Here is a 20,538-nt window from a genome sequence, read left to right as displayed (position 1 = left end):
CGCTAATATGGCTCATTGTCTTCAGCGCCGAAAGGGTGTCATGCAGGTTCAGGTTCTCGGGTGTTCCGGCGCCATTGCGCAACAGGCCCGCACCACGTCTTTTCTCATCGACGGGCACATCCTGGTGGATGCCGGTACGGGGGTGGGGGATCTGTCGGTCGATGCGATGCTGCAGATCGAACACGTCTTTCTGACCCATGCGCACCTGGATCACATCGCGGCCCTGCCCTTGATGATCGATACCGTGGCCGGGGGGCTGACCCGACCGGTCGTGGTCCATGCCTTGCCCGAGACGATCGACGCCCTCAGGCGCCACATCTTCAATGGCACGATCTGGCCGGATTTTTCCGTCATCCCCAGTCCGGCGGACCCGTTTCTGGTGTTTGCCCCGCTGCAGGTGGGCGAGGTGGTGGAGGTGTCGGGGCATCGGGTGGAGGTGCTGCCGGCGGCCCATACCGTGCCCGCCGTGGGGTATGCGGTGGACACGCCAGCGGGTCAGTGGGTGTTTACGGGCGACACCTGCTCCAACCCGGCGTTTTGGCGCCGCGTCAACGAGATGCGGATGGCGATGCTGGTGATCGAGACGGCATTCAGCGAGCGCGAATTCGATTTGGCCTTGCGCAGCCAGCATCTGTGCCCCAGCCTGCTGGAAGAGGAACTGCGTCACCTGGATCTGACCCGGCATCCGGGGTTGCGCATCGGCATCACGCACACCAAGCCGATCGAAAAAGGGCTGATCGAGGCCGAGGTGGCGCAGATGGGCCTGGACCGGGCCTTCGGGCTGATCTGGCTCGAAGCCGGGCAGGTCTTCGAGCTGGGCTGATCAGCCCAGGTAAGGCGTGATGTCCACTTCGTCGATCTGTTCCGGCAGCAGGAAGCGCTGCGCGTATTCCCGATAGACGCCGGACGTCAAAAACAGGTCGAACAGCACCGGATCGATGTGCCGGTCTTTTTTGAAGTGGCTCAGGATCTTGATCGATTCTGACAGGGTTTTGGCCTTCTTGTAGGGGCGGTCGCTGGCGGTGAGGGCCTCGAAGATGTCGGCGATGGCCATGATGCGAGCCGGCACGGACAGCGCATCGGCCGTGAGCCGGCGTGGGTAGCCGGTGCCGGTGAGGGTCTCGTGGTGGGTGCCGGCGTATTCGGGCACGCGCTTGAGGTTGGGCGGCAGAGGCATGCGCTCCAGCATCACGATGGTCTGGATGATGTGCTCGTTGATTTTGAAGCGCTCTTCTTCGGTGAGCGTGCCGCGCCCGATGGAGAGGTTGTAGATTTCGCCGTGGTTGTACAGGTGTTCCGGTATCTTGAGCTGGAACCCGTACTTGGGATGGAAAGCCTGGGTGGATGCGCGCTCGATGAGGTGGTGGGGTTTGTCGGCCAGCAGCGATTCCCGCGCAGGCAGAGGCGGGGCTGGTTCCCGTTCGTGACGCCGCAACTCCTCGTGTGACAGGCCGAGCCGGTCGTCGAAATGCCGCCACCAGGTTTCACCGGCAATGCGCCGCAGCCGTTCCGTGCGCTCGGGGGCCATGAACTCACCGCCGAGGTTGCATTCGGCCACGAAGGCGAAGTCGTCGAGCAATTGTGTGCGTCGCGCCTCGAAGCGGGCGTCGGCCTCGGCGCTGGGCATGCCCTGTTCGTGGATGGCCTGCAAACGCTCGATCATGGCGTCGCGCAGCAGCACCTCGAAGCGCATCCGAACTTCATGGATGCGGTTGTAGATGGTTTCCAGCTTGGTGGCTTTGTCCACCACGTATTCGGGGGTGGTGACTTTGCCGCAGTCGTGCAGCCAAGCGCCGATGCGGAACTCGCGCCATTCGTCTTCGGTGCGAAAGGCAAACTCGGCCAGGGGGCCCTCCTGCACGGCAGAGGCTTTTTCGGCCAGCATGATGGCCAGCTCGGGCACCCGCTCGCAATGGCCGCCGGTGTAGGGGCTCTTGGCGTCGATGGCGCCAGCGATCATCTGGATCATCGAATCGACCATTTCCTTTTGGGCGTCGAGCAGGTTCTGGTTTTGGATGGCCACCGCGGCCTGCGCGGCAATCGCCTCGACGAAACTGACGATTTCCGGGTCGAAAGGCACCACCTGGCCGGTGTGCGGGTCCAGCGCGTTCATCAGCTGGATGACGCCGATGATTTCGCCTTCCTGGGGTTGGAGGGGGACGTTGAGCGTGGAAATGACGCGCAAACCCGAGCTTTCGCTGAAGCGCTTGGTGCCGCTGACGTCGAAACGGGTCTCGCTGTAGATGTCGTCGATGACGACGGTTTCGCCGGTCAACGCCACGTGAGTGGCCACGTATTGGTGGACGGGCTGGCCTTGGGGGTCATACAGCGGCAGCTCGAAGTCGGGGATGGGGTCGTCGCTGGTGCGCAGCGCAAAGCGCAGGGTTTGCCGCTCGGTCTTGAGCAGCAGTGTGGCGGCCTGGCAGTGGGCCACGTCGCGCGCACCGAACAGCGCGCGACGCAGCAGCGCGGTACGGTCCTGCTGGCGCCCCAACTCGATCCCGGTCTGTACGATCTGCGACAGCTTGGCCTGGGCGAGTTCCAGGGCTTCGGTGCGCTGCTTGAGGGATTGGTACATCGTCTGCTGCGATTGGCCGAGCACGTCCACCTCGTACAGGTGCGACTCGATCGGTTGCGGCGGGCTGTCGAAGTCGATGCGCTGGATGCGCTCGGAATTGCGTGCCAGGGTCTGCAGCGAACGGACGACGTTGCGTGTTCCCAGCCAGGCCAGAGGCAGCAACACGATCATGACCACCAGCATGGAGCCAAGCATGCGGTTGCGGGTCTGCACCGCGCCTTCCATGAAGTCGGCCTGGGGGGCGAACAGCAGCACTTCGAACCGGGTGCCGGGCAAGGGTTCGATGACTTGCCGCGCCGCGGCGTAAGGCACGCCTGCCAGGCGTTGAAAGCGGGCACTGCCTGCTTGCAGCGTGGCCGACAGTCGGGCGGCTTCTTGCCAGAGGGGCTCCGTGGCCGAGTCCAGCGGCGCCAGGGGTTGCAACCCGGGGTCGTTGGCGATGGCGCCACGGTTGCTCCAGCCCAGAACACGGCGTTCGTCATCGAGGATGGCCACCGCGCCATGCGGCGTCAGGGCGAGTTGATCCAGAAACGCCTGCAGGCTGTTCAGCGTCAGGTCGATGCCAAACACCCCCGCCGCGGCGGCCAGCGGCGTGGCGGTGGTGATGCCCAGTGCCTGGTTGCTGGCAAAGGTGTAAGCCGGGCTGACGATGGCATGACGGCGGGCCTGGGCATCGCGGTACCAGCCGCGCTCGGTGGGGTTGTAGCTGGACGGCACCGTGCGCTCGGCCGTAGGGTGCCTTGGGCATCGAAGTGGCGCCAGTGTTCCAGGCGTGGGCCGACAGGCGGTACCAGGATGCGCCGTACCGAATGGTGTGTCGATGGCGGAGCCTGCAGCGCCGCGGTGATGCGCGGGTCCTGTCGAACCGCAATCATTTGCAAGAAACGGCTGTCATCCAGCCCGACGTACAGGCCGTACAGATGCGGGTGGCGTTCGAGTGCCGCCCACCACAGCGGCAACCAGGGCTCGCCGTAGGAGGGCGCGTGGGTCTCGGGCAACGCGTCTGCCTGGGCCGCTGCCAGGGTGTGGGCCAGATCGAGGGCGCCTTGGAGCTTGGCGTCGAATTCGGTGGTCACGCGCTGGGCCAGGGCCGAGAAACGTTCGTGGGCGCTTTCTTCGGCCAGCAACCGCCCCTGCCACCAGACCACCGAGGCCAGCACCAGCGTGACGACCGCGATCAACCCCGCCGTGCTGGCGACGATCCAGGGTTGAAAGCGAACCATGGTCCGTCGCAGGCGGTGCCATGTACCGTCACCCTGAGGAACCGAAGCCGATGCTGCACTGGCCATCTCTACCTCCCGTCGAGGGAAACCGTCCCCGGCCACACTTTAACTGCTAAATTGTGTGATCTGCGTGATCCAGGGGCCCGGTGTTCCATGAAAAACCTTTCACTCCATGCGCTCGGGTGGTTGCTGGGCCTGTGCTTGGCAGTCTTGGGCCTGCTGCTGTTGTTGACCGATCCGCTGCTGTTGCAGACCTTGCGTCACCAGGGGTTTGACCAATACCAGCGCTGGCAGCCTCGGGCTTATGAGCCTGCGCCGGTGCGCATCGTGGACATCGACGAGGCGAGTCTGGAGCGCCTGGGGCAGTGGCCCTGGCCCCGTACCCGTATCGCCGAGATGGTGCAGCGGCTCAGTGATGCAGGGGCGGCGGCCATCGGGTTTGACGTGGTGTTTGCCGAACCGGATCGCACCTCGCCGCGCGCCTTGGCAGCGCTTTGGCCCCTGGACGACGCCACCCGAGCGCGATTGCTGGATTTGCCGGACCATGACGAGCGCCTGGCCGAGACGCTACAGGGACGCGATGTGGTGCTGGGCTTTGCGGTGCGGCGTGACCAGGCGCCTGAGCCGGAGCAGCGCATGCCGGCGGCTCCCTATCGCTATGTGTGGGTGGGGCCACCCGCGCCCGAGGTGTTGCATGGGTTCACCACCGCTGTGCCGTCTCTGGAGCGTCTGGACACGGCGGCGGCAGGCAACGGGGCGCTGACCTTCATGCCTGACGGGGACGGCGTGGTGCGACGGGTGCCGCTGGTGTTGCGGTTGGGCGAGCAGCCCGTGCCCACGCTGGTTACCGAAACGTTGCGCGTGGGCCAGGGCGCGCGCAACCACTTGCTCAAGACCGCCGAAAGCGGTGCGCCGGCGCTACAGGCGGTGCGCGTGGGAGACGTGTCCATCCCGACCACCGACCGGGGCGAAATGTGGGTGCACTATTCCTTGCCTGTGGCGCAGCGCTACCTGCCGGCCTGGCGTGTGCTGGCTGGAGATTTCGACCCCGCAGCCGTGGAAGGGCACCTGATGCTGGTGGGCAGTTCGGCGCAGGGGTTGATGGATTTGCGCTTCAATCCCTTGGGGCGCATCATGCCGGGTGTCGAGGCCCATGCCCAGGCGTTGGAGCAGGCCCTGACAGGTCACTTTCTGGTGCGGCCCCACTGGGCGCTGCCGCTGGAAGCGATGCTGGTCGTGGTGGGCGCGATTGTCCTGGCCTGGGTCGCCGTGCGCGCGGCGGCGCTGCTGGCTGCGGGGGTGGCGGCGCTGCTCATGGCAGGGGTGCTCTGGTTGGGCTGGTGGAGCTTTTCGCGCGAGGGCTTGCTGCTGGACACGTTCACGCCGGCCCTGGTTTGGCTATTGACCTTCATCGTCTCCAGCCTGGCGCACCATTTCTGGAGCGAACGGCAGCAGCGTTTCATCAAGAGTGCGTTCGCGCGCTACGTCTCGCCGAACCGGGTGGACTACCTCGTCAACCACCCGGAGGCCTTGGAACTCGGCGGCAAGCGCCAGACGTGCAGCTTTGTGTTCACCGATCTGGCGGGTTTTACCAGCCTGATGGAGAAGATCGACCCCGGCGAAGCGTTGACGCTGCTCAACCGCTATTTGGAGGAGATGATCTCAATCGCCTTTCGCCACCAGGGCACGCTCGACCGCATCGTGGGTGATGCGGTGGCCATCATGTTTTCTGCGCCGGTGCCGCAGCCCGATCACCCCCAGCGCGCGCTGCGCTGCGCGCTGGAGATGCACGCTTTTGCCACCCGTTATGCGCAGGACCTGCAAGCCAAGGGCATTGCATTCGGCCACACCCGGCTGGGGGTGCACGCGGGCGAGGTGATCGTGGGCAACTTCGGGGGCAGCGTGATCTTCGATTACCGGGCGCTGGGCGATCCGGTGAACACGGCGGCGCGGCTGGAAAGCGTCAACAAGCACTTGGGCACGCGGATTTGCGTCTCGGAAGCGATCTGGGCGGCTTGCGATGGCGAAGGCGTGATGGCGCGGCCGATTGGCAGGCTGGTGCTCAAGGGCAAGACCGAGGCCCTGAAGGTGTACGAGCCGCTGACCGCAGAGACCCCGGCCGGCTATGCGCCGCTGGCGGCTTACCAAGCGGCGTACGAGGCCATGGCGCAAGGGCGGGCCGAAGCCGTGGCGCATTTTGCCCAATTGGCGGCCCGTTTTCCCGATGACCCGCTCGTGCGCCTGCACCATCGCCGGCTGCAGGATGGGGAGCCTGCGGCCTTGTCCGCGCGGGCCGACCTCATCGTGCTGGACGACAAGTGAGGCCGTGGCTCACTCCTGCACTTTGAGCAGGAATTGGGTGCCGCGCACGCCGATGGTGCCTGTCGGGGTGCTGACGGTCACGGCGTCGGGTTGCAGGCGGGCAATGGCGCCGGAGACGTAATTCAGCGTGCCCTTGCTCATGTGGGTGCCGAATTTGAGCCGGCCTTGCGTGGGCTGGTAGAGGAACTCGTCTACCGTCAGTTCGGTGTCGGGCCCGAAGGACATGACGGTGTTGTCCCGGAAGGTCACGCCCAGAGAGGAGGCGGCACGGGTGCGCAAGGCGCTGCCCTGGAACACCGGGGTGCCTACGGCCGCCGCGACGGACTGGCCCGCGGTGATGACTTCGGCCTGGCCAGTGACGGTTTTCACAAAGCCGACGGGTTCCGAAGCCTGAGCCGACTGCCCAAGGGTGATGGTGATCAGCAGCAGGCCGATGATCGAAGAACTCAGGGTGTGCTTCATGGCGGGCCTTTCCATTGAACGGTGTGAGCCGGTGTTTTCCCGGGCAAAAAACGCGGGCCGATATACGACACGCCAACTTGTGGCTACACTGTACCGGTGACGTGCTCGGGGTGCAATCGATAGCACTCACAGACCACATTTTTTGTTCACTACCTCATGACGCCCATCGCACGCTTTTGTTGGGGGCTGGTGGCGGCCGTGGCCTGGGTGGCCCTGGCCGGTTGTGCCACCCCGCCGCCCGAACCGTCTTTCCCGCCATCCTATGTGGTGCTGGTGCCGAGCCCGGATGGCTCGGTGGGCCGCGTCACGGTTGAAGGCCGGGCGGGGCGGCAGGAGCTGGCGCAGGCGGGCCAGGCGGCAGGCACCGACGGGGCCGTGGTGGTGGATCAGGTGCCCCCCGAACGGCTGGCACGGGATTTCGAGGCCGCACGCCAAGCCCAACCGCTATTGCCCGAGCGGTTTTTGCTTTATTTCGAAACCGGAGGGGCCCGCCTGACCCCAGAATCCGAAGCGTTGCTGCCGCGTGTGCTGCAGCGCATCACCGAGCGCGGGGCGTTGGGCATGGTGGACGTGTCCATCATCGGCCATACCGACACGGTGGGGCGCCCCGAGGTCAATGCCCGGGTATCGCTGGAGCGCGCCCAGTTCGTCGCCCAGCGCCTGCAGGCGCTGGGGTTGCCACAGCTGGCCATGCAGGTCGAATCCCACGGCGAGACGAATCTGCTGGTGCCCACCCCGGACGAAACCCCCGAGCCGCGCAATCGCCGGGTCGAGATCACGCTGCGATGAGGTGCGGATGGGGGTGAGTGCGTCGGCGTTGAACGCCCAACTGCAGCGTGCCTGGCGCGCGCTCTACACCGTTCACGGAGACGAACCCCTGCTGCAGCAGGAGGCCCTGGACACGATCCGCGCGGCCGCGCGCGCGCGTGGGCACACCGAGCGCCAGGTGTTCACTGTGGCGGGCGCGCATTTCGACTGGAGCGCCGTGCTGCAGGCCGGGCAGTCCATGAGCCTGTTTGCCGAGCGCCAGCTCGTGGAAGTGCGGATTCCTTCCGGCAAGCCGGGCAAGGACGGCGCGGCGGCCTTGCAGCGCTTGGCCGAATCGGTGGCTCAGTCCGATGCGCTGGTCGCCATCGTGGTGTTGCCGCGGCTGGATACGGCCACCCTCAAGAGCGCCTGGTTCGTCGCGCTCGATACGCATGGCCTGACGGTGCGCGTCGATCCGGTGGAGCGGGCCCAGCTGCCGGCCTGGATCGCGCAGCGTTTGCAGGCGCAGGGCCAGCAGGTCGAGCCAGGCGAGGCGGGGCAGCGCACCCTGGCCTTCATGGCCGACCGGGTCGAAGGCAATTTGCTGGCGGCGCATCAGGAAATCCAGAAACTCGCTCTGCTCCATCCCCCCGGCGTGCTGCGGTTTGAACAGGTCGAAAGCGCTGTGCTCGACGTGGCCCGCTACGACCCGTTCAAACTGGCCGAAGCCGTGCTTGATGGCCAGGGCCTGCGGGTGCAGCGCATGCTCGATGGCTTGCAGGCCGAAGGCACGGCGCCGGTGCTGGTGCATTGGGCCTTGGCCGAAGACATCCGGGCGCTGTGGCGCGTCAAGGCCGCGGTGGCTCAGGGGCGCCCCCTGCCGCTGGCCCTGCGGGAGCAGCGTGTCTGGGGGGCGCGGGAAAAGCGCTTCGAGCGCGTGTTGCCCCGCCTGAGCCTGCCGCGCTTGGCGCAGTGGGTGCAACAGGCCCATACGGTCGATGGCATCGTCAAGGGCTTGCGAGACCCGCGCTGGCCCGGCGATGCCTGGCAAGCGCTGCACCGGCTGGCCATGAACGTCTGTCGCGCCTGTGCGGCGCGCTGAAGGTTCAGTGGGCCGGGATCAGCCCCTGCCTTCGCGCAACAGGCGCTGCAGGTCGGCACGAAAACGCCGGTTGTCGGGCGAGACCATGCTGCCGTAGCTCAGCACCGTCGTACCGTCGCGGCTGATCAGGTATTTGTGGAAGTTCCAGCGCGGCCGCTCGCCGGTGATCTGGGCGAGTTGCTGAAACAGCGGATTGGTGTTGGGCCCGACCACGTCGGATTTGACGAACATCGGGAACTGCACGCCAAAGGTGTTTTCGCAGAATTCGGCGATCTGCTGGTTGGAGCCAGGCTCCTGATTGCCGAAATTGTTGGCAGGAAAGCCCAGCACGACCAGGCCCTCGTTGCGGTATTGCCGGTACAGGGCTTCGAGCCCACGGTACTGGCCGGTGAACCCGCAGAAGCTGGCGGTATTGACCACCAACACCACCTGCCCGGCATATTGGCAAAGGTCTTGCAGCTTTTCGTCTTGCAGCCGCTCGAAGCGGTGTTGCAACAGGGCAGGGCAGGCGGCATGGCCGGCGGGGGGCGTGGCCTGGGCGCGCGCGTGCCAGGCGTGTGTCAGCAGCCCTGCCCCGACCAGCCAGCCGCCGGTGCGGGCCAACCAATGCCGACGCGACCAGCGGTCAGCCGGTGCGGGAACGTTTGGGCGAACAAGGGATCGATGGCGCATGGCAATCTCCTGGGTTCATCGATTGTGCGCTTTTCCCACGCGGGAAGGCAGCCACCAGCGAATCCCCGACCAGACAGTAGCCCTATGATTTTGAAGGCTATTTTTTTGCCGGTCTCCGTAGAATGCCGGTGTTTTGTGTTTTCGTGATCTGCTGCCTCCAGCCAAGCGCCATGCTCTATCCTGAACTCTTCAAACAACTCGAAGCCGTCCGTTGGGACATGGACAAAGACATTCCCTGGGACCAATTCGATGCGGCCAAGCTCAGCGATGAGCAGGCACAGACCATCAAGATGAATGCCATCACCGAGTGGGCGGCGCTGCCGGCCACCGAGATGTTCCTGCGCGACAACCGGGACGATTCGGACTTCTCGGCCTTCATGTCGATCTGGTTCTTCGAGGAGCAGAAGCACTCGCTGGTGCTCATGGAGTATCTGCGGCGTTTTCGCCCCGACCTCGCCCCGACCGAGGAGGAGTTGCACGAGGTCCGCTTCGAGTTCGACCCGGCGCCAGCGCTGGAGACGCTGATGCTGCACTTCTGCGGCGAGATCCGCCTCAACCACTGGTACCGACGGGCCGCCGAATGGCATACCGAGCCCGTGATCAAGCACATCTACACCACCTTGAGCCAGGACGAGGCCCGCCACGGCGGCGCCTACCTGCGTTACATGAAGCGGGCGATTGCCAAGTTTGGCAACGAGGCCAAGGCCGCGTTTGCCAAGGTGGGGGTGCTCATGGCCAGCGCCCGTCGCACCGCGCAGGCTCTGCACCCGACCAATCTGCACGTCAGCAAGGCGCACTATCCGCGCGACACGGTGCAGAGCCGCCTGCCCAACCCGCAGTGGCTAGAGCACTGGCTCAGCGAGCAGATCCAGTTCGACGCGGCCTGGGAAAGCAAGGTGGTGGAGCGGATCCTGCACAACATGAGCCTGCTGATGGAGCGCAGCTTCAAGACGGTGCAGGAACTCAACCGTTTCCGCAAGGAAATCGCCGCCACCTTGCCGCCCGCCCCCACGTATCAGGGGGCTTGAGCGCCCCGGGGCGCCTCCAAGCCCTGGGCCTGACCGGGTTTCAGGGGCCGAGCACGTGGGCCCACAGGGCTTGGACGGCTTGCGCATGCGGCGCCACCGCGGATCGGTCGATCTGGGTGGGGGCTTCATCCAGCCGGGCGCGGTGTTGCCGCTGCCGCAGCACGCGGTAGGCATCGGCGGCAGCCTGCCCCATGCCGGGGGGCAGCAGGCCGGCCTGCTGCGCCTGCAGCAGCAGGGCGATGTTGCCGATGTTGCCGCGCAGTGCCGGGTGTTGGGCGGCATGCGCCAGCACCAGGTATTGCACGGCGAATTCGACGTCCACCATGCCGCCCGGGCTGTGCTTGATGTCGAACAACTCGCCCTTGACAGGGTGGGCCTGCCGTACCCGTTCGCGCATGGCGCGAATTTCCTGGGCCAGGGCCTGATGGTCCCGCGGGGCGGTGATGACCGCTTCGCGCACGGCGTCGAAACGGGGCGCCAGATCCGGGGCGCCCAGCACGAATCGGGCCCGCGTGATGGCTTGGTGTTCCCAGGTCCAGGCGGTGTTGCTGCCGCGATTTTGCTGGTAGTTGGCGTAGGCCTCGAAGCTGGTGATGAGCAGGCCGGAGTTGCCGTTGGGGCGCAGCGCGGTGTCGATCTCGAACAGGTCGCCCTCGCCGGTCTTGACCGTGAGCCAGTTGATCATCTTGCGCACGAAGGCGGCATAAACCTCGGGGGCGCGCTCGTCGTCGTCCTCGTACACGAAGACGATGTCCAGGTCGCTGCCGTAGCCCAGTTCCTTGCCGCCGAGTTTGCCGTAGCCGATGATGGCGTGACGCGGTTCCTCGCGGTGGCGCTGTTTCAGGCGTTCCCAGCACCAGCGGCCGGTGACGCGCAGCACGGCATCGGCCAGGGCGCTGAGGTCGTCGGCCACCTGCTCCACCGTCAGCACGCCTTCGACGTCGCGCGCCAGGGTGCGGAAGGTCTCGGCATGGTGGGCGCGGCGCAGCAGGTTGAGCAGCGCTTCGTCGTCGTCCTCGCCGGTGACGGCGAGCGAGCGCTTGCGGGCTTCCAGTTCGGCTTCGAACGCGGTGGCGTCGAAGCGTTCCTCGTACAGCTGCCGCCCTGCCAGTTCGTCGATCACGCCGGGGTGCTTGAGCAGATAGCGCGCCGGCCATTTGGCCGCGCCCAGGACGTGCAGCAACCGCTCGTGCACCGAGGGGCGCTCTTGCAGCAGCGCCAGGTAACTTTCCCGCCGCAGCAGGGGCTCGATCCAGTCGGCCATGCGCAGGGCGGCGGTTTCGCTGACGCGGCCGTCTTCCAGCCAGGCGCCGGTGCGTTGCACCAGGTGGGCCAGGCGTTGCCGTGCGTCCTCGCGCAGGGCCAGCACGCGCGGGTGCTCGCACCATTGGGCCACTTTGGCGGCGTAGCTGGGGGGCAGCTGCCCGAGGACGGATTGCAGGTCCTCCACGGCGGTGCGCCGGCCGTGGCAGCTTTTGCCGTTGCACTGGCCGCCGGAGGCGCCGAGCAGGGTGTCGAACTCCTGGGCCACCGCCTCGCGATGGGCGTCCAGCGCATGCAGGAAGGCGCAGGTGCCTGGGAAGCCCATCGTATGGGCCACCCAGGCCAGGTCGTCGTCGCGGGTGGGCAGGATGTGGGTCTGCTGATCGTCCAGGTATTGGATGCGGTGTTCGACCCGGCGCAGGAAGGTGTATGCGTCGGCCAGGGCGCGGGCTTTGTCGGGGGGCATCAGGCCAGCGCGCTCCAGCCGCTGCAGGGCGGCCAGCGTGGGGCGGGTGCGCAGTTCGGGGAACTGCCCGCCGCGCACCACTTGCAGCAGTTGCACGGTGAACTCGATTTCGCGGATGCCGCCGCGGGAGAGCTTGACGTCGTGCGCGCGCTCGGGGTGCCCGGCCGCGCGCTTGGCCGCGTGCTCGCGGATTTGCCGGTGCAACGAGCGCAGCGACTCGAACACGTTGTAGTCCAGATAGCGGCGGAACACGAAAGGCAGCACCACCCCGCGCAAGGCGGCCGCGCTGCCGCTGGCAATGGCGCTGCGCGGCGCTACCACGCGGCTTTTGAGCCAGGCAAAGCGCTCCCATTCCCGCCCCTGCACCAAAAAGTATTCTTCCAGCGCCCCCAGCGAGACGGCAGGCGGGCCAGAGTTGCCGTTGGGCCGCAGCGCCAGGTCCACGCGAAAGACTTGGCCATGCTCGGTCGTCTCGCCGATGAGCGCGTGAATCCGCTTGACCGCTTTGGCAAAGTATTCGTGGTTGCTGATGCGATGGCGCCCGACCGCGTTGCCGGCGGTTTCGCCGTCGTGGTCATAGACGTAGATCAGGTCGATGTCGCTGGAGACGTTGAGCTCGCGGGCGCCGAATTTGCCCATGCCGATGATCCAGAGTTCGGCGCGGCGCAGCACGGGCCCTTGCGCCGCGGGCACGGTGGGGTCGGCGTACTCGGGCGCGCCGTGCAAGTCGTCGAGTTCGCGCAGTGTCTGGGCCAGGGCTTCGTCCAGCGCCAGCTCGGCCAATGCCGTCACCGCGCCAGTCACCAGATGGAGCGGGGCCTCGCATTCGGCGTCGAGCACGGCCAGCCGCTCCAGCACCAGGTGGCGCAGCACCCGCAAGGCGCTGCCCAGGTCGTGTCCGCGTTCGCGCAGCGCTTGCAGGGCTTGGCGCAGCGAGGCGGCATCGGGCGCGCCGGGCGGCAGGGCGGTCAGCTCGGCGTCGTAGCGCCGTCGCACGCGCTGGACGAATCGGGAATGGGTCGCGGCATCGACATGTTTGGATACAAATTGAACCGGGCTGGCTGTGTCTGCCGTGGCGCTGGCCGTCATAATTTCGCGTGCTCGATACTCGTGTGACCTCCCCGCCGGCGCGCGTGCTGCGCATCTGGGCCACCCTGGCCAGAGGCTTGCTCTGGCTGGTGCTGGCCGCATGGCTGCTGTTCGGGCTGAGCTGGGGCGCGTTGCATGGGCTGATTGTGCCCCGAGTCGGCGAGTGGCGTCCGGCCCTGGAGCGTTTGGCCTCACATGCGCTGGGGGTCCCGGTGAGCATCGGCGCGGTGACGGCCAGTTCCGACGGCCCTGTGCCCAGCCTGCGGCTGCAGGATGTGGTGCTGCGCGATGAAGAGGGGCGCGAGGCGCTGCGCTTGGCGCAGGTGCGTGCGGCGTTGTCGGTGCGTTCGCTGTGGCGGCTGGGGTTCGATCAGCTCGTCATCGAGCAACCGGTGCTCGACATCCGCCGCACGGCCGATGGCCGGCTGCTGCTCGCTGGGATAGACATGGGCACGTCCGACGGCCAGGGCGACGGCCGGTTGGCCGACTGGTTTTTTGCCCAAACCGAATTTGCCATCCGCGACGGCACCCTGCGCTGGACCGACGATACCCGGCCGGACGCGCCGCCACTCGAATTGCAAGCGATCGATTTCGTGAGCCGGAATGCCGGGCGTCAGCACCAGTTCCGCCTCGACGCCACGCCGCCGGCCGCCTGGGGGCAGCGGTTGCAGGTGCAAGGCCGCTTCAGCCGGCCCGTGTGGCAGACGCGTGCCGGCCAGGTGCGGGACTGGAGCGGGGTGTTGTATGCCGAGCTGCCCTGGGTGGACATGCAGCGGCTCGGGCGCTATCTGGACACGCGGGCCGCATTCGGCGTCGAACTGCTGCAGGGGCGGGGCGGGGCGCGGCTGTGGCTGGACTGGCAACGCGGCAGCGTGCCGCAGATCGTCACCGATCTGGCGCTCGGTCAGGTGATGCTGCAATGGGATGGGGCGCAGGGCCCCTTGGCCGTGGCCGATTTGCGCACGCGGCTGGAGTTGCAGCGCCTGGGGGCCATGTCGCGGCTGAGCACGCGGGGGCTGACGTTTCTGACCGGCGAAGGCGTGCGCTGGCCCGGCGGCGACATCCGTTACCAGCAGGTGCAGGATGGCACCGGCGCCCTGACGTCGTTCGAGCTGGCGGGCGAACGGCTGGAACTGGCGGCCCTGGCCCAACTGGCCCGGCATCTGCCGCTGCCTGCCGAGGCGTCTGGCTGGCTGGCGCGCACGGCGCCCCAGGGGCTGGCCGATGCCTTCCGGCTGGAATGGCACGCGGCCGCGGGCGCGCGGGCTGCCACGTGGAAGGCCGAAGGCCGGCTGCGCGGGCTGGGCGTGCAGGCAGAGCCGGCGGCTGATCCGCAGGCGCTGGGCCGCCCCGGCGTGGCGGGCGCGGACGTGGTGTTCCAGGCCACGCCCGCCGGTGGGCGGGCGGACGTGGCGCTCAACGGGGGGCACCTCGAATTTCCCGGCGTGTTCGAAGCGCCCCGATTGACCTTCGATCGGCTGGCCGCTGGCATCCGCTGGACGGTGGACGGCGACCGCATCGACGTGGAGATTGCGCGCTTGCAGGTGGCCAACGCCGATGTGGAGGCCGACATCCGGCTGCGCTGGCACACCGCCGACCCCGCCACCAGCCCGGCGCAGAGTCGCTTCCCCGGCGTGCTGGACCTGGAGGCACGCCTGCTGCGGGCCGACGGCGCCCGTGTGTACCGCTATCTGCCGCAGGACATTCCCGCCACCGTGCGCCGCTACCTGCAGACCGCCATTCGCGAGGGGCGTGCCACGGACGGGCGCTTTCGCGTGCGCGGCGATTTGTGGCATTTCCCGTTCGACGCCCCGGGAACGGGAGCGTTCGAGGTCACGGCCCGTTTGCATGACGTGCTGTTCGACTACGCGCCAGCCTATCTGCTGCCGCCCGCCAGCCTGGGCTGGCCCGGGCTGAGGGTGGAGCAGGCGCGGCTGCAGATCGACCGCACCCGGCTCGTGATCGACGACGCACGTGCCGTGGCGCAGGCCTGGCCGGGTTTGCGCGTGGTCGAAGCGCGCGCCGAAATTCCCGATTTCAGCGCCGAGCAGCCGCGGCTGGACGTGCGCGGGCTCATCCGTGCGCCGGCGCAGGAGGCGCTGGCCTTCGTGGAGCGGTCTGCGGTGCGCGGCATGACCGCCGGGGCGTTGTCGGCCGCGCGCGGCAGCGGAGCGGTGGAACTGGCGCTGGAACTGGCCATGCCCCTGGAAGATGTGGACGCCACCCGCGTGCGGGGGCAGGTGAGGTTGACTGGCAACGATTTGCAGATCACGCCCGAGACGCCCCGGCTGCAAGGCGTGCAGGCCACGGTGCAGTTCAGCGAGAGCGGCTTTGAGGTGGCATCGGCCACGGCCCGCGTGCTCGGCGGGCCGGTGCGGTTTTCTGGCCGGATGCTGGAAGAGGGTGGGCGAACGCGCGTGGTGTTTCGCGGGCAGGGCCAAGTCACGGCCGAAGCGTTGGGTCGGCAGGACCACTGGCCCTGGTTGGCCCCGCTGGGGCGGCTGGCCAGCGGGCAGACCGGGTATGAGATCGAACTGGGTGTCGATGCCCTGGGCACGGCCCTGCGCATCGAATCGGGGCTGCAAGGCATGGCGCTTGACCTGCCGCCGCCCTTCGACAAGGCCGCCGGGGTGGTGCTGCCCTTGCGCCTGAGTCTGCAACCGCTCGACAGCCCCTCGCCCACGGTGCCGCGTGACGAGCTGCGCGTCGAGCTGGGCGCAGGTCAGCGCCCCTTGCTGAGCCTGCGCTATCAGCGCGAAGACGTGGCCGGCCGCACCCGGGTGCTGCGTGGCGCCTTGGCGGTGCGCAGTGAACGCCCCGCCCTGCCGGCGCAGGGGGTACGGGCCCAGATCGACCTCGATCGCTTCGATGCCGCGGCCTGGGAGCGGGTGCTCGACGGCGCCTCGGGCCTGCCAGGGGGCGACGAAGGCCTGGCGTACTGGCCCAGCCAGTTCAGCCTGACGGCCCAGCGCATCGAGCACGCGGGCCGGGTGTTCCAGAACGTGGTCGCCGGCGGCACCCGGGAGCGCGACCGCTGGCGCTTTTCCGTGGAGGCCGACGAGTTGTCTGGCTATGTCGAATATCAGCCCAATGCGCCCCAGGTGCCGGGGCAACTGTTTGCCCGGCTGGCGCGGCTCGATCTGTCGCGCCAAGGTGCCACGGAGGTCGAAAACCTGCTGCAGGCCCAGCCCGAGGCCATCCCTGCGATTGACCTGGTCGTGGAGCGCTTTCGCATGGGCGGGCGCGACTTGGGGCGGCTGGAGATCCAGGCCATCAACCGCCAGGCGGTGCTGGCGGCCCGCGAGCGGGTGCGCGAATGGCGGCTACACACGCTCAACCTGGCGGTGCCCGAGGCCCGTCTGCGTGCCAGCGGCAACTGGGCCGCCAGCGCCGGCGACCCGACGGGGCCGCGCCGCACCGCCCTGCGCATCGAGCTCGACATCGACGATGCCGGGCTGCTGTTGAGCCGCTTCGGCATGCCCGATGTGGTGCGTGGCGGCAAAGGCCGGATCGAGGGCCACATCGGCTGGATGGGATCGCCCTTGTCCTTTCATGCGCCTTCTCTGGGGGGCGGGCTGGCCATCGATCTGGAGCGCGGCCAGTTCCTGCGTGCCGACCCTGGCATTGCCAAGCTGCTGGGCGTGCTGAGCCTGCAATCGCTGCCGCGCCGGCTGGCGCTGGACTTCCGCGACGTCTTCAGTGAAGGTTTCGCGTTCGACTTCGTGCGCGGCAACGCCCGCATCACCGAGGGCGTGGCCCATACCAACAATTTGCAAATGAAAGGGGTCAGCGCCGCGGTGCTCATGGAAGGGCAGGCCGACATCGTGCGCGAGACCCAGGACCTCACCGCCGTCGTCATCCCCGAGCTCAACGCGGGCACCGCCTCGCTGGTGGCCACCGTCATCAGCCCGGTGACCGGGCTGGGCACCTTCCTGGCGCAATTCCTGCTGCGTCAGCCCTTGCAGGAGGCGGCCACACGCCAGTTTCGCATCACCGGTTCGTGGAGCGATCCGCAGGTCGAGCGCGTGAACCGGCGTAACATCCACGCTGGCGATGCGGCTGCGTCCCCATCGCCCGATGCCACTGCTCCCGGAGTCACTGCCCCATGAAAGTCGCTGCGATCCAGATGGTTTCCGGCACCCGGCTGGACGACAACCTCGCCCAGGCCCGTGCCTTGCTCGAACAGGCCCGCGAAGCGGGGGCCGAACTGGCGGTGTTGCCCGAGTACTTCTGCTTCATGGGGCGCCATGATGCCGACAAACTCCGCATCGCCGAGCCTCCCGGGGCCGGGCCGATCCAGGCGTTTCTGAGTCGCGCGGCCGCCGATTTCGGGCTGTGGGTCGTGGGTGGCACTTTGCCCCTGGCCACCAGCGACCCGGCCCATGCCGCCAATGCCACATTGGTGTTCGGCCCCGATGGCCAGCCGGTGGCGCGTTACGACAAGATCCACCTCTTCCGCTACGACAACGGCCGCGAACGCTACGACGAAGCCGCCGTGCTGGCCGCCGGCGACACGCCGACCGCCTTCACCCTCACCGACGCTCAGGGCCAGGCTTGGCGCGTCGGCCTGAGCGTGTGTTATGACCTGCGCTTCCCCGAGCTGTACCGCTTGCTGGGCGCCGACCTGCTGCTGGTGCCGGCCGCCTTCACCCATACCACCGGCCAAGCACATTGGGAAGTGTTGCTGCGCGCCCGTGCCATCGAAAATCAGGCCTATGTGCTGGCCAGCGCGCAAGGCGGCTCCCATGAAAACGGCCGCCAGACCTGGGGCCAGAGCATGGTCATCGACCCCTGGGGGGTGGTGCTGGCCCAGCGTGCCAGCGGCGCGGGCGTGGTCGTGGCCGACATCGCCATGAGCCGGTTGCAGCAGGTGCGCCAGCAACTGCCGGCCCTGCAACACCGGCGGTTCTGAGGTGGCCTGGCCGCATGGGCCCGCCCGCCTGTCGCGGCGCTGGCTGCTGTGGGGGCTCACCTGCCTGCTGGTGGTGGCCCTGCTTGCGGTGCTCGTGTTCCTGGTGCGTGAATACGAGGAGGCCCAGACCCTGGCTCGCCTAGAGCGCAGCGCCGCGAGCATGGGCATGGACGTGCGCAACGGCCTGACGCGCAGTGTGCAAAACCTCGTGGCGCTGCACAGCGTCGCTCCCACCCCGGCGAGCTGGGCCGCCTTGGCGGCTGACATCCTGACCGCGCAGCGCGAGATCGTGCACCTGGAGTGGCGCGATCCCGAACTGCGCGTGCTGGCCGCCCGCGCCACCCCTTATTTGCCCGGCGTCTACGCTTACCGCCCACGGCAAGACGCCTTGCCCGACATTTCCCAGGCCTGCCTCAACGCCGAGCGGGTCAGTGGACCGGCCTACTCCAACAGCTACTTCTGGCCCTTGGCACAGGGCCAGGGCATCGAACTCATGGAGATGTGCCTGCCGCTGAACCGCGACGGCCGCGCCGACGGCTATCTGGTGGCCACCTATGCCATGGCCGCCCTGCTGACGGAACACATCCCGGCCGAAGCCCGGCGCGGTCAGCGCATCGCCTGGACCGAGCCCGACGGCACCCGCCTGACCATCGTGGGCGATCTGCCCACGGGCGTGCCCGTCATCCACGTCAACCAGCTCGTGGACCTGCCGGGGGCCACCTACATCCTGCGGCTGGAGCAGCCACGCACGGCCGGGGGCTGGCTGCCGCATGTGATGACGGTGGCCGTTGGCACGCTGGCTTTGAGCCTGCTGGGCGTGCTGGCCCTGCTGGCGCGAGACCTGCGCCGCCGCCAGGTGGCCGAGCAGAAGCTGGCCGATGCGCTGGCCTTCCGCAAAGCGATGGAAGACTCGCTGGTCACGGGCCTGCGCGCCCGCGACATGGAAGGGCGCATCACCTACGTGAACCCCGCGTTCTGCCAGATGGTGGGTTGGAGCGCCGAGGAACTGCTGGGTACCGGCGTTCCCTATCCCTGGTGGCCGCCCGAGCTGGCCGACGAATACGGGCGTCGGCAGGCCATTCGCCTGGCCGGGCACATCCTGCCGCGCGAAGGGTACGAATCGGTGTATCTGCGCCGCGACGGGACCCGCTTCCCGGTCCTCATCATCGAGGCGCCCCTGCTGGACGCGCAAGGCCTGCAGCGCGGTTACATGGGCGCGATCGTCGATTTGACCGAGCAGCGCCAGGTCGAGGAACTCAACCGGGCTTCGCAAGAGCGGTTGCAGGCCACCGCGCGGCTGGCCATGGCCGGCGAGATGGCTTCCCTCATCAGCCACGAACTCAACCAGCCGTTGGCGGCCATCTCCAGCTATGCCACCGGCTCGCTCAACCTCATTGGACCGGACGTCGAGCACACGGCCCCGCAGGCCACGGAGCTGCGCACCGCGCTGCAGCGCATTCTGGAGCAGGCCGAGCGTGCCGGGCGCGTCATCCGCAGCGTGGCCGATCTCGTGCGCCGGCGCGAGCGGCAGCGCGAAGCCGTGGCGGTGCCGGCCCTGTTCGAGGCCATCATGCCCCTGCTCCAACTGCAGGCGCGCAAGCTCGGCATCGCGGTTGACGTCCAGGTGGCGGCCGACTGCCCGCCCGTCTGGTGCGACCGCACCATGGTCGAACAGGTGCTGCTGAACCTGGCGCGCAACGGCATGCAGGCCATGCCGCCGGGCGAGCCCGCGGCGGCCAGCGGGCTGCGCCGTTTGCGCCTGAGTGCCCAGCCCGTGCGCACCGCGGCGGCCCACAGCACCCAGCGCTGGGTCGAGTTCGTCGTGGCCGACCACGGCCGAGGCATTTCCGACGAAGACGCCGAGCGCCTCTTCACGCCCTTCTTCACCACCAAGCCCGAAGGCATGGGGCTGGGGCTCAACCTGTGCCGAACGGTGGTCGAGCAGCACGGCGGGGGGCTGCGCTTCGAGGCCCATGCCCCCCGCGGCACGGTGTTCCGGTTCACGCTGCCGGCCGCCGACGCTCTATCATGACGGCCTGATGAACCCCTCTCTCGTCGCCGATGCCTGTGTCCACGTGGTGGACGATGACGCCAGCGTGCGCGATGCGCTGGGCTGGCTGCTGCGCACCCGGCGTCTACTGAGCATCCCTTACGACAGCGCCGAGCGCTTTTGGGACGAGGCCAGCCGCTGGGAAGAGCCCCGCTCGCCGGCTTGCTTGCTGCTGGACGTGCGCATGCCCGGCATGAGTGGCTTGGCGCTGTTCGAGCGGCTGCGCGAGCTCGACTGGTTCGATACCTTGCCGGTCATTTTCCTGAGCGGCCATGCCGACGTGTCCACCGCCGTCGATGCCGTCAAGCGCGGGGCTTACGACTTTTGTGAAAAGCCTTTTTCCGACAACGCCTTGGTGGATCGGGTGGAGCAAGCCCTGCGGCATGCGGCGGCGGTGCAGGCGCAGCGGCGCAGCCGCCGCGAGCTGCAAGCCCGGGTGGCGGCGTTGACCGAGCGCGAGCGCGACGTCATGCGCCTGATCGCCAGCGGCTTGCCCAACAAATTGGTGGCCGATGAACTGGGCATCAGCGTGCGCACTGTCGAAGTGCACCGCGCCCATGTGTTCGACAAGATGGGCGTGCGCTCGGCGGTGGAACTGGTCAACCTGCTGCGCGGTCTGTGAAC

At 67.8% G+C, this 20,538-nt stretch carries 13 protein-coding genes; 9 read left to right on the top strand and 4 right to left on the bottom strand.

All coding sequences use genetic code 11. The features are described from left to right. Positions 1-40 precede the first annotated feature (40 nt). Positions 41-823, top strand: a complete 783-nt coding sequence (locus tag DFR43_RS03400) for an MBL fold metallo-hydrolase (RefSeq protein WP_133595960.1) — start codon at positions 41-43, stop codon at positions 821-823. Here the strand turns inward: DFR43_RS03400 and DFR43_RS03395 are convergent, their stop codons facing one another. Then, entirely contained in the window at positions 824-3,295 is a 2,472-nt protein-coding gene (locus DFR43_RS03395; protein ID WP_425471070.1) for an HD domain-containing phosphohydrolase, read from the bottom strand. Between the two features lie 659 nt (positions 3,296-3,954). On the opposite strand from DFR43_RS03395, the gene DFR43_RS03385 reads away from it, so the two are divergent. Continuing rightward, complete coding sequence (locus DFR43_RS03385; protein ID WP_133595958.1) at positions 3,955-6,123, top strand: CHASE2 domain-containing protein; 2,169 nt, start codon at positions 3,955-3,957, stop codon at positions 6,121-6,123. 9 nt (positions 6,124-6,132) lie between these two features. Here the strand turns inward: DFR43_RS03385 and DFR43_RS03380 are convergent, their stop codons facing one another. Beyond that, the gene (locus DFR43_RS03380; RefSeq protein WP_133595957.1) at positions 6,133-6,585 is read right to left on the bottom strand and encodes a FecR family protein; all 453 of its coding nucleotides are present in this window, start codon (positions 6,583-6,585) and stop codon (positions 6,133-6,135) included. A gap of 156 nt (positions 6,586-6,741) precedes the next feature. Between DFR43_RS03380 and DFR43_RS03375 the strand changes: the two genes are divergently transcribed. Continuing rightward, the gene (locus DFR43_RS03375) at positions 6,742-7,374 is read left to right on the top strand and encodes an OmpA family protein (RefSeq protein ID WP_133595956.1); all 633 of its coding nucleotides are present in this window, start codon (positions 6,742-6,744) and stop codon (positions 7,372-7,374) included. Positions 7,375-7,381: 7 nt separating this feature from the next. Next, complete coding sequence (holA, locus tag DFR43_RS03370; RefSeq protein ID WP_133595955.1) at positions 7,382-8,434, top strand: DNA polymerase III subunit delta; 1,053 nt, start codon at positions 7,382-7,384, stop codon at positions 8,432-8,434. An 18-nt stretch (positions 8,435-8,452) separates the two neighbouring features. Here holA and DFR43_RS03365 read toward each other — a convergent pair whose 3' ends face one another. Next, a complete protein-coding gene (locus DFR43_RS03365) occupies positions 8,453-9,106 on the bottom strand; it encodes a glutathione peroxidase (protein ID WP_133595954.1) in 654 nt (217 codons plus the stop codon). A gap of 170 nt (positions 9,107-9,276) precedes the next feature. On the opposite strand from DFR43_RS03365, the gene DFR43_RS03360 reads away from it, so the two are divergent. Next, a complete protein-coding gene (locus tag DFR43_RS03360) occupies positions 9,277-10,134 on the top strand; it encodes a ferritin family protein (RefSeq protein WP_133595953.1) in 858 nt (285 codons plus the stop codon). Between the two features lie 40 nt (positions 10,135-10,174). On the opposite strand, the gene glnE is transcribed toward DFR43_RS03360, so the two are convergent. Continuing rightward, on the bottom strand, positions 10,175-12,952 hold the full coding sequence (glnE, locus tag DFR43_RS03355) for a bifunctional [glutamate--ammonia ligase]-adenylyl-L-tyrosine phosphorylase/[glutamate--ammonia-ligase] adenylyltransferase (protein ID WP_133595952.1): 2,778 nt from the start codon (positions 12,950-12,952) through the stop codon (positions 10,175-10,177). Between the two features lie 23 nt (positions 12,953-12,975). Between glnE and DFR43_RS03350 the strand changes: the two genes are divergently transcribed. Genes DFR43_RS03350 through DFR43_RS03335 form a run of 4 tightly spaced genes read left to right on the top strand, consistent with a single transcriptional unit; the run spans position 12,976 to position 20,536 of the window. After that, positions 12,976-17,061 (top strand): YhdP family protein, encoded by a 4,086-nt coding sequence (locus tag DFR43_RS03350; protein ID WP_164499693.1) that lies wholly within the window; start codon positions 12,976-12,978, stop codon positions 17,059-17,061. Further along, positions 17,058-17,864 (top strand): carbon-nitrogen hydrolase family protein, encoded by an 807-nt coding sequence (locus DFR43_RS03345; RefSeq protein ID WP_133595950.1) that lies wholly within the window; start codon positions 17,058-17,060, stop codon positions 17,862-17,864. The genes DFR43_RS03350 and DFR43_RS03345 overlap by 4 nt, the downstream gene beginning before the upstream one ends. Before the next feature lies 1 nt (position 17,865). Further along, the gene (locus DFR43_RS03340; protein WP_133595949.1) at positions 17,866-19,896 is read left to right on the top strand and encodes a two-component system sensor histidine kinase NtrB; all 2,031 of its coding nucleotides are present in this window, start codon (positions 17,866-17,868) and stop codon (positions 19,894-19,896) included. Between the two features lie 7 nt (positions 19,897-19,903). Further along, a complete protein-coding gene (locus DFR43_RS03335) occupies positions 19,904-20,536 on the top strand; it encodes a response regulator transcription factor (RefSeq protein ID WP_133595948.1) in 633 nt (210 codons plus the stop codon). The last annotated feature ends 2 nt before the right edge of the window (positions 20,537-20,538 follow it).

It is taken from the genome of Tepidicella xavieri (assembly GCF_004363315.1).
GTDB classification, from domain to species: Bacteria; Pseudomonadota; Gammaproteobacteria; order Burkholderiales; family Burkholderiaceae_C; genus Tepidicella; species Tepidicella xavieri.
Note: the sequence above shows the minus strand (reverse complement) of the source record. Positions and strands in the feature narration are given on the sequence as shown.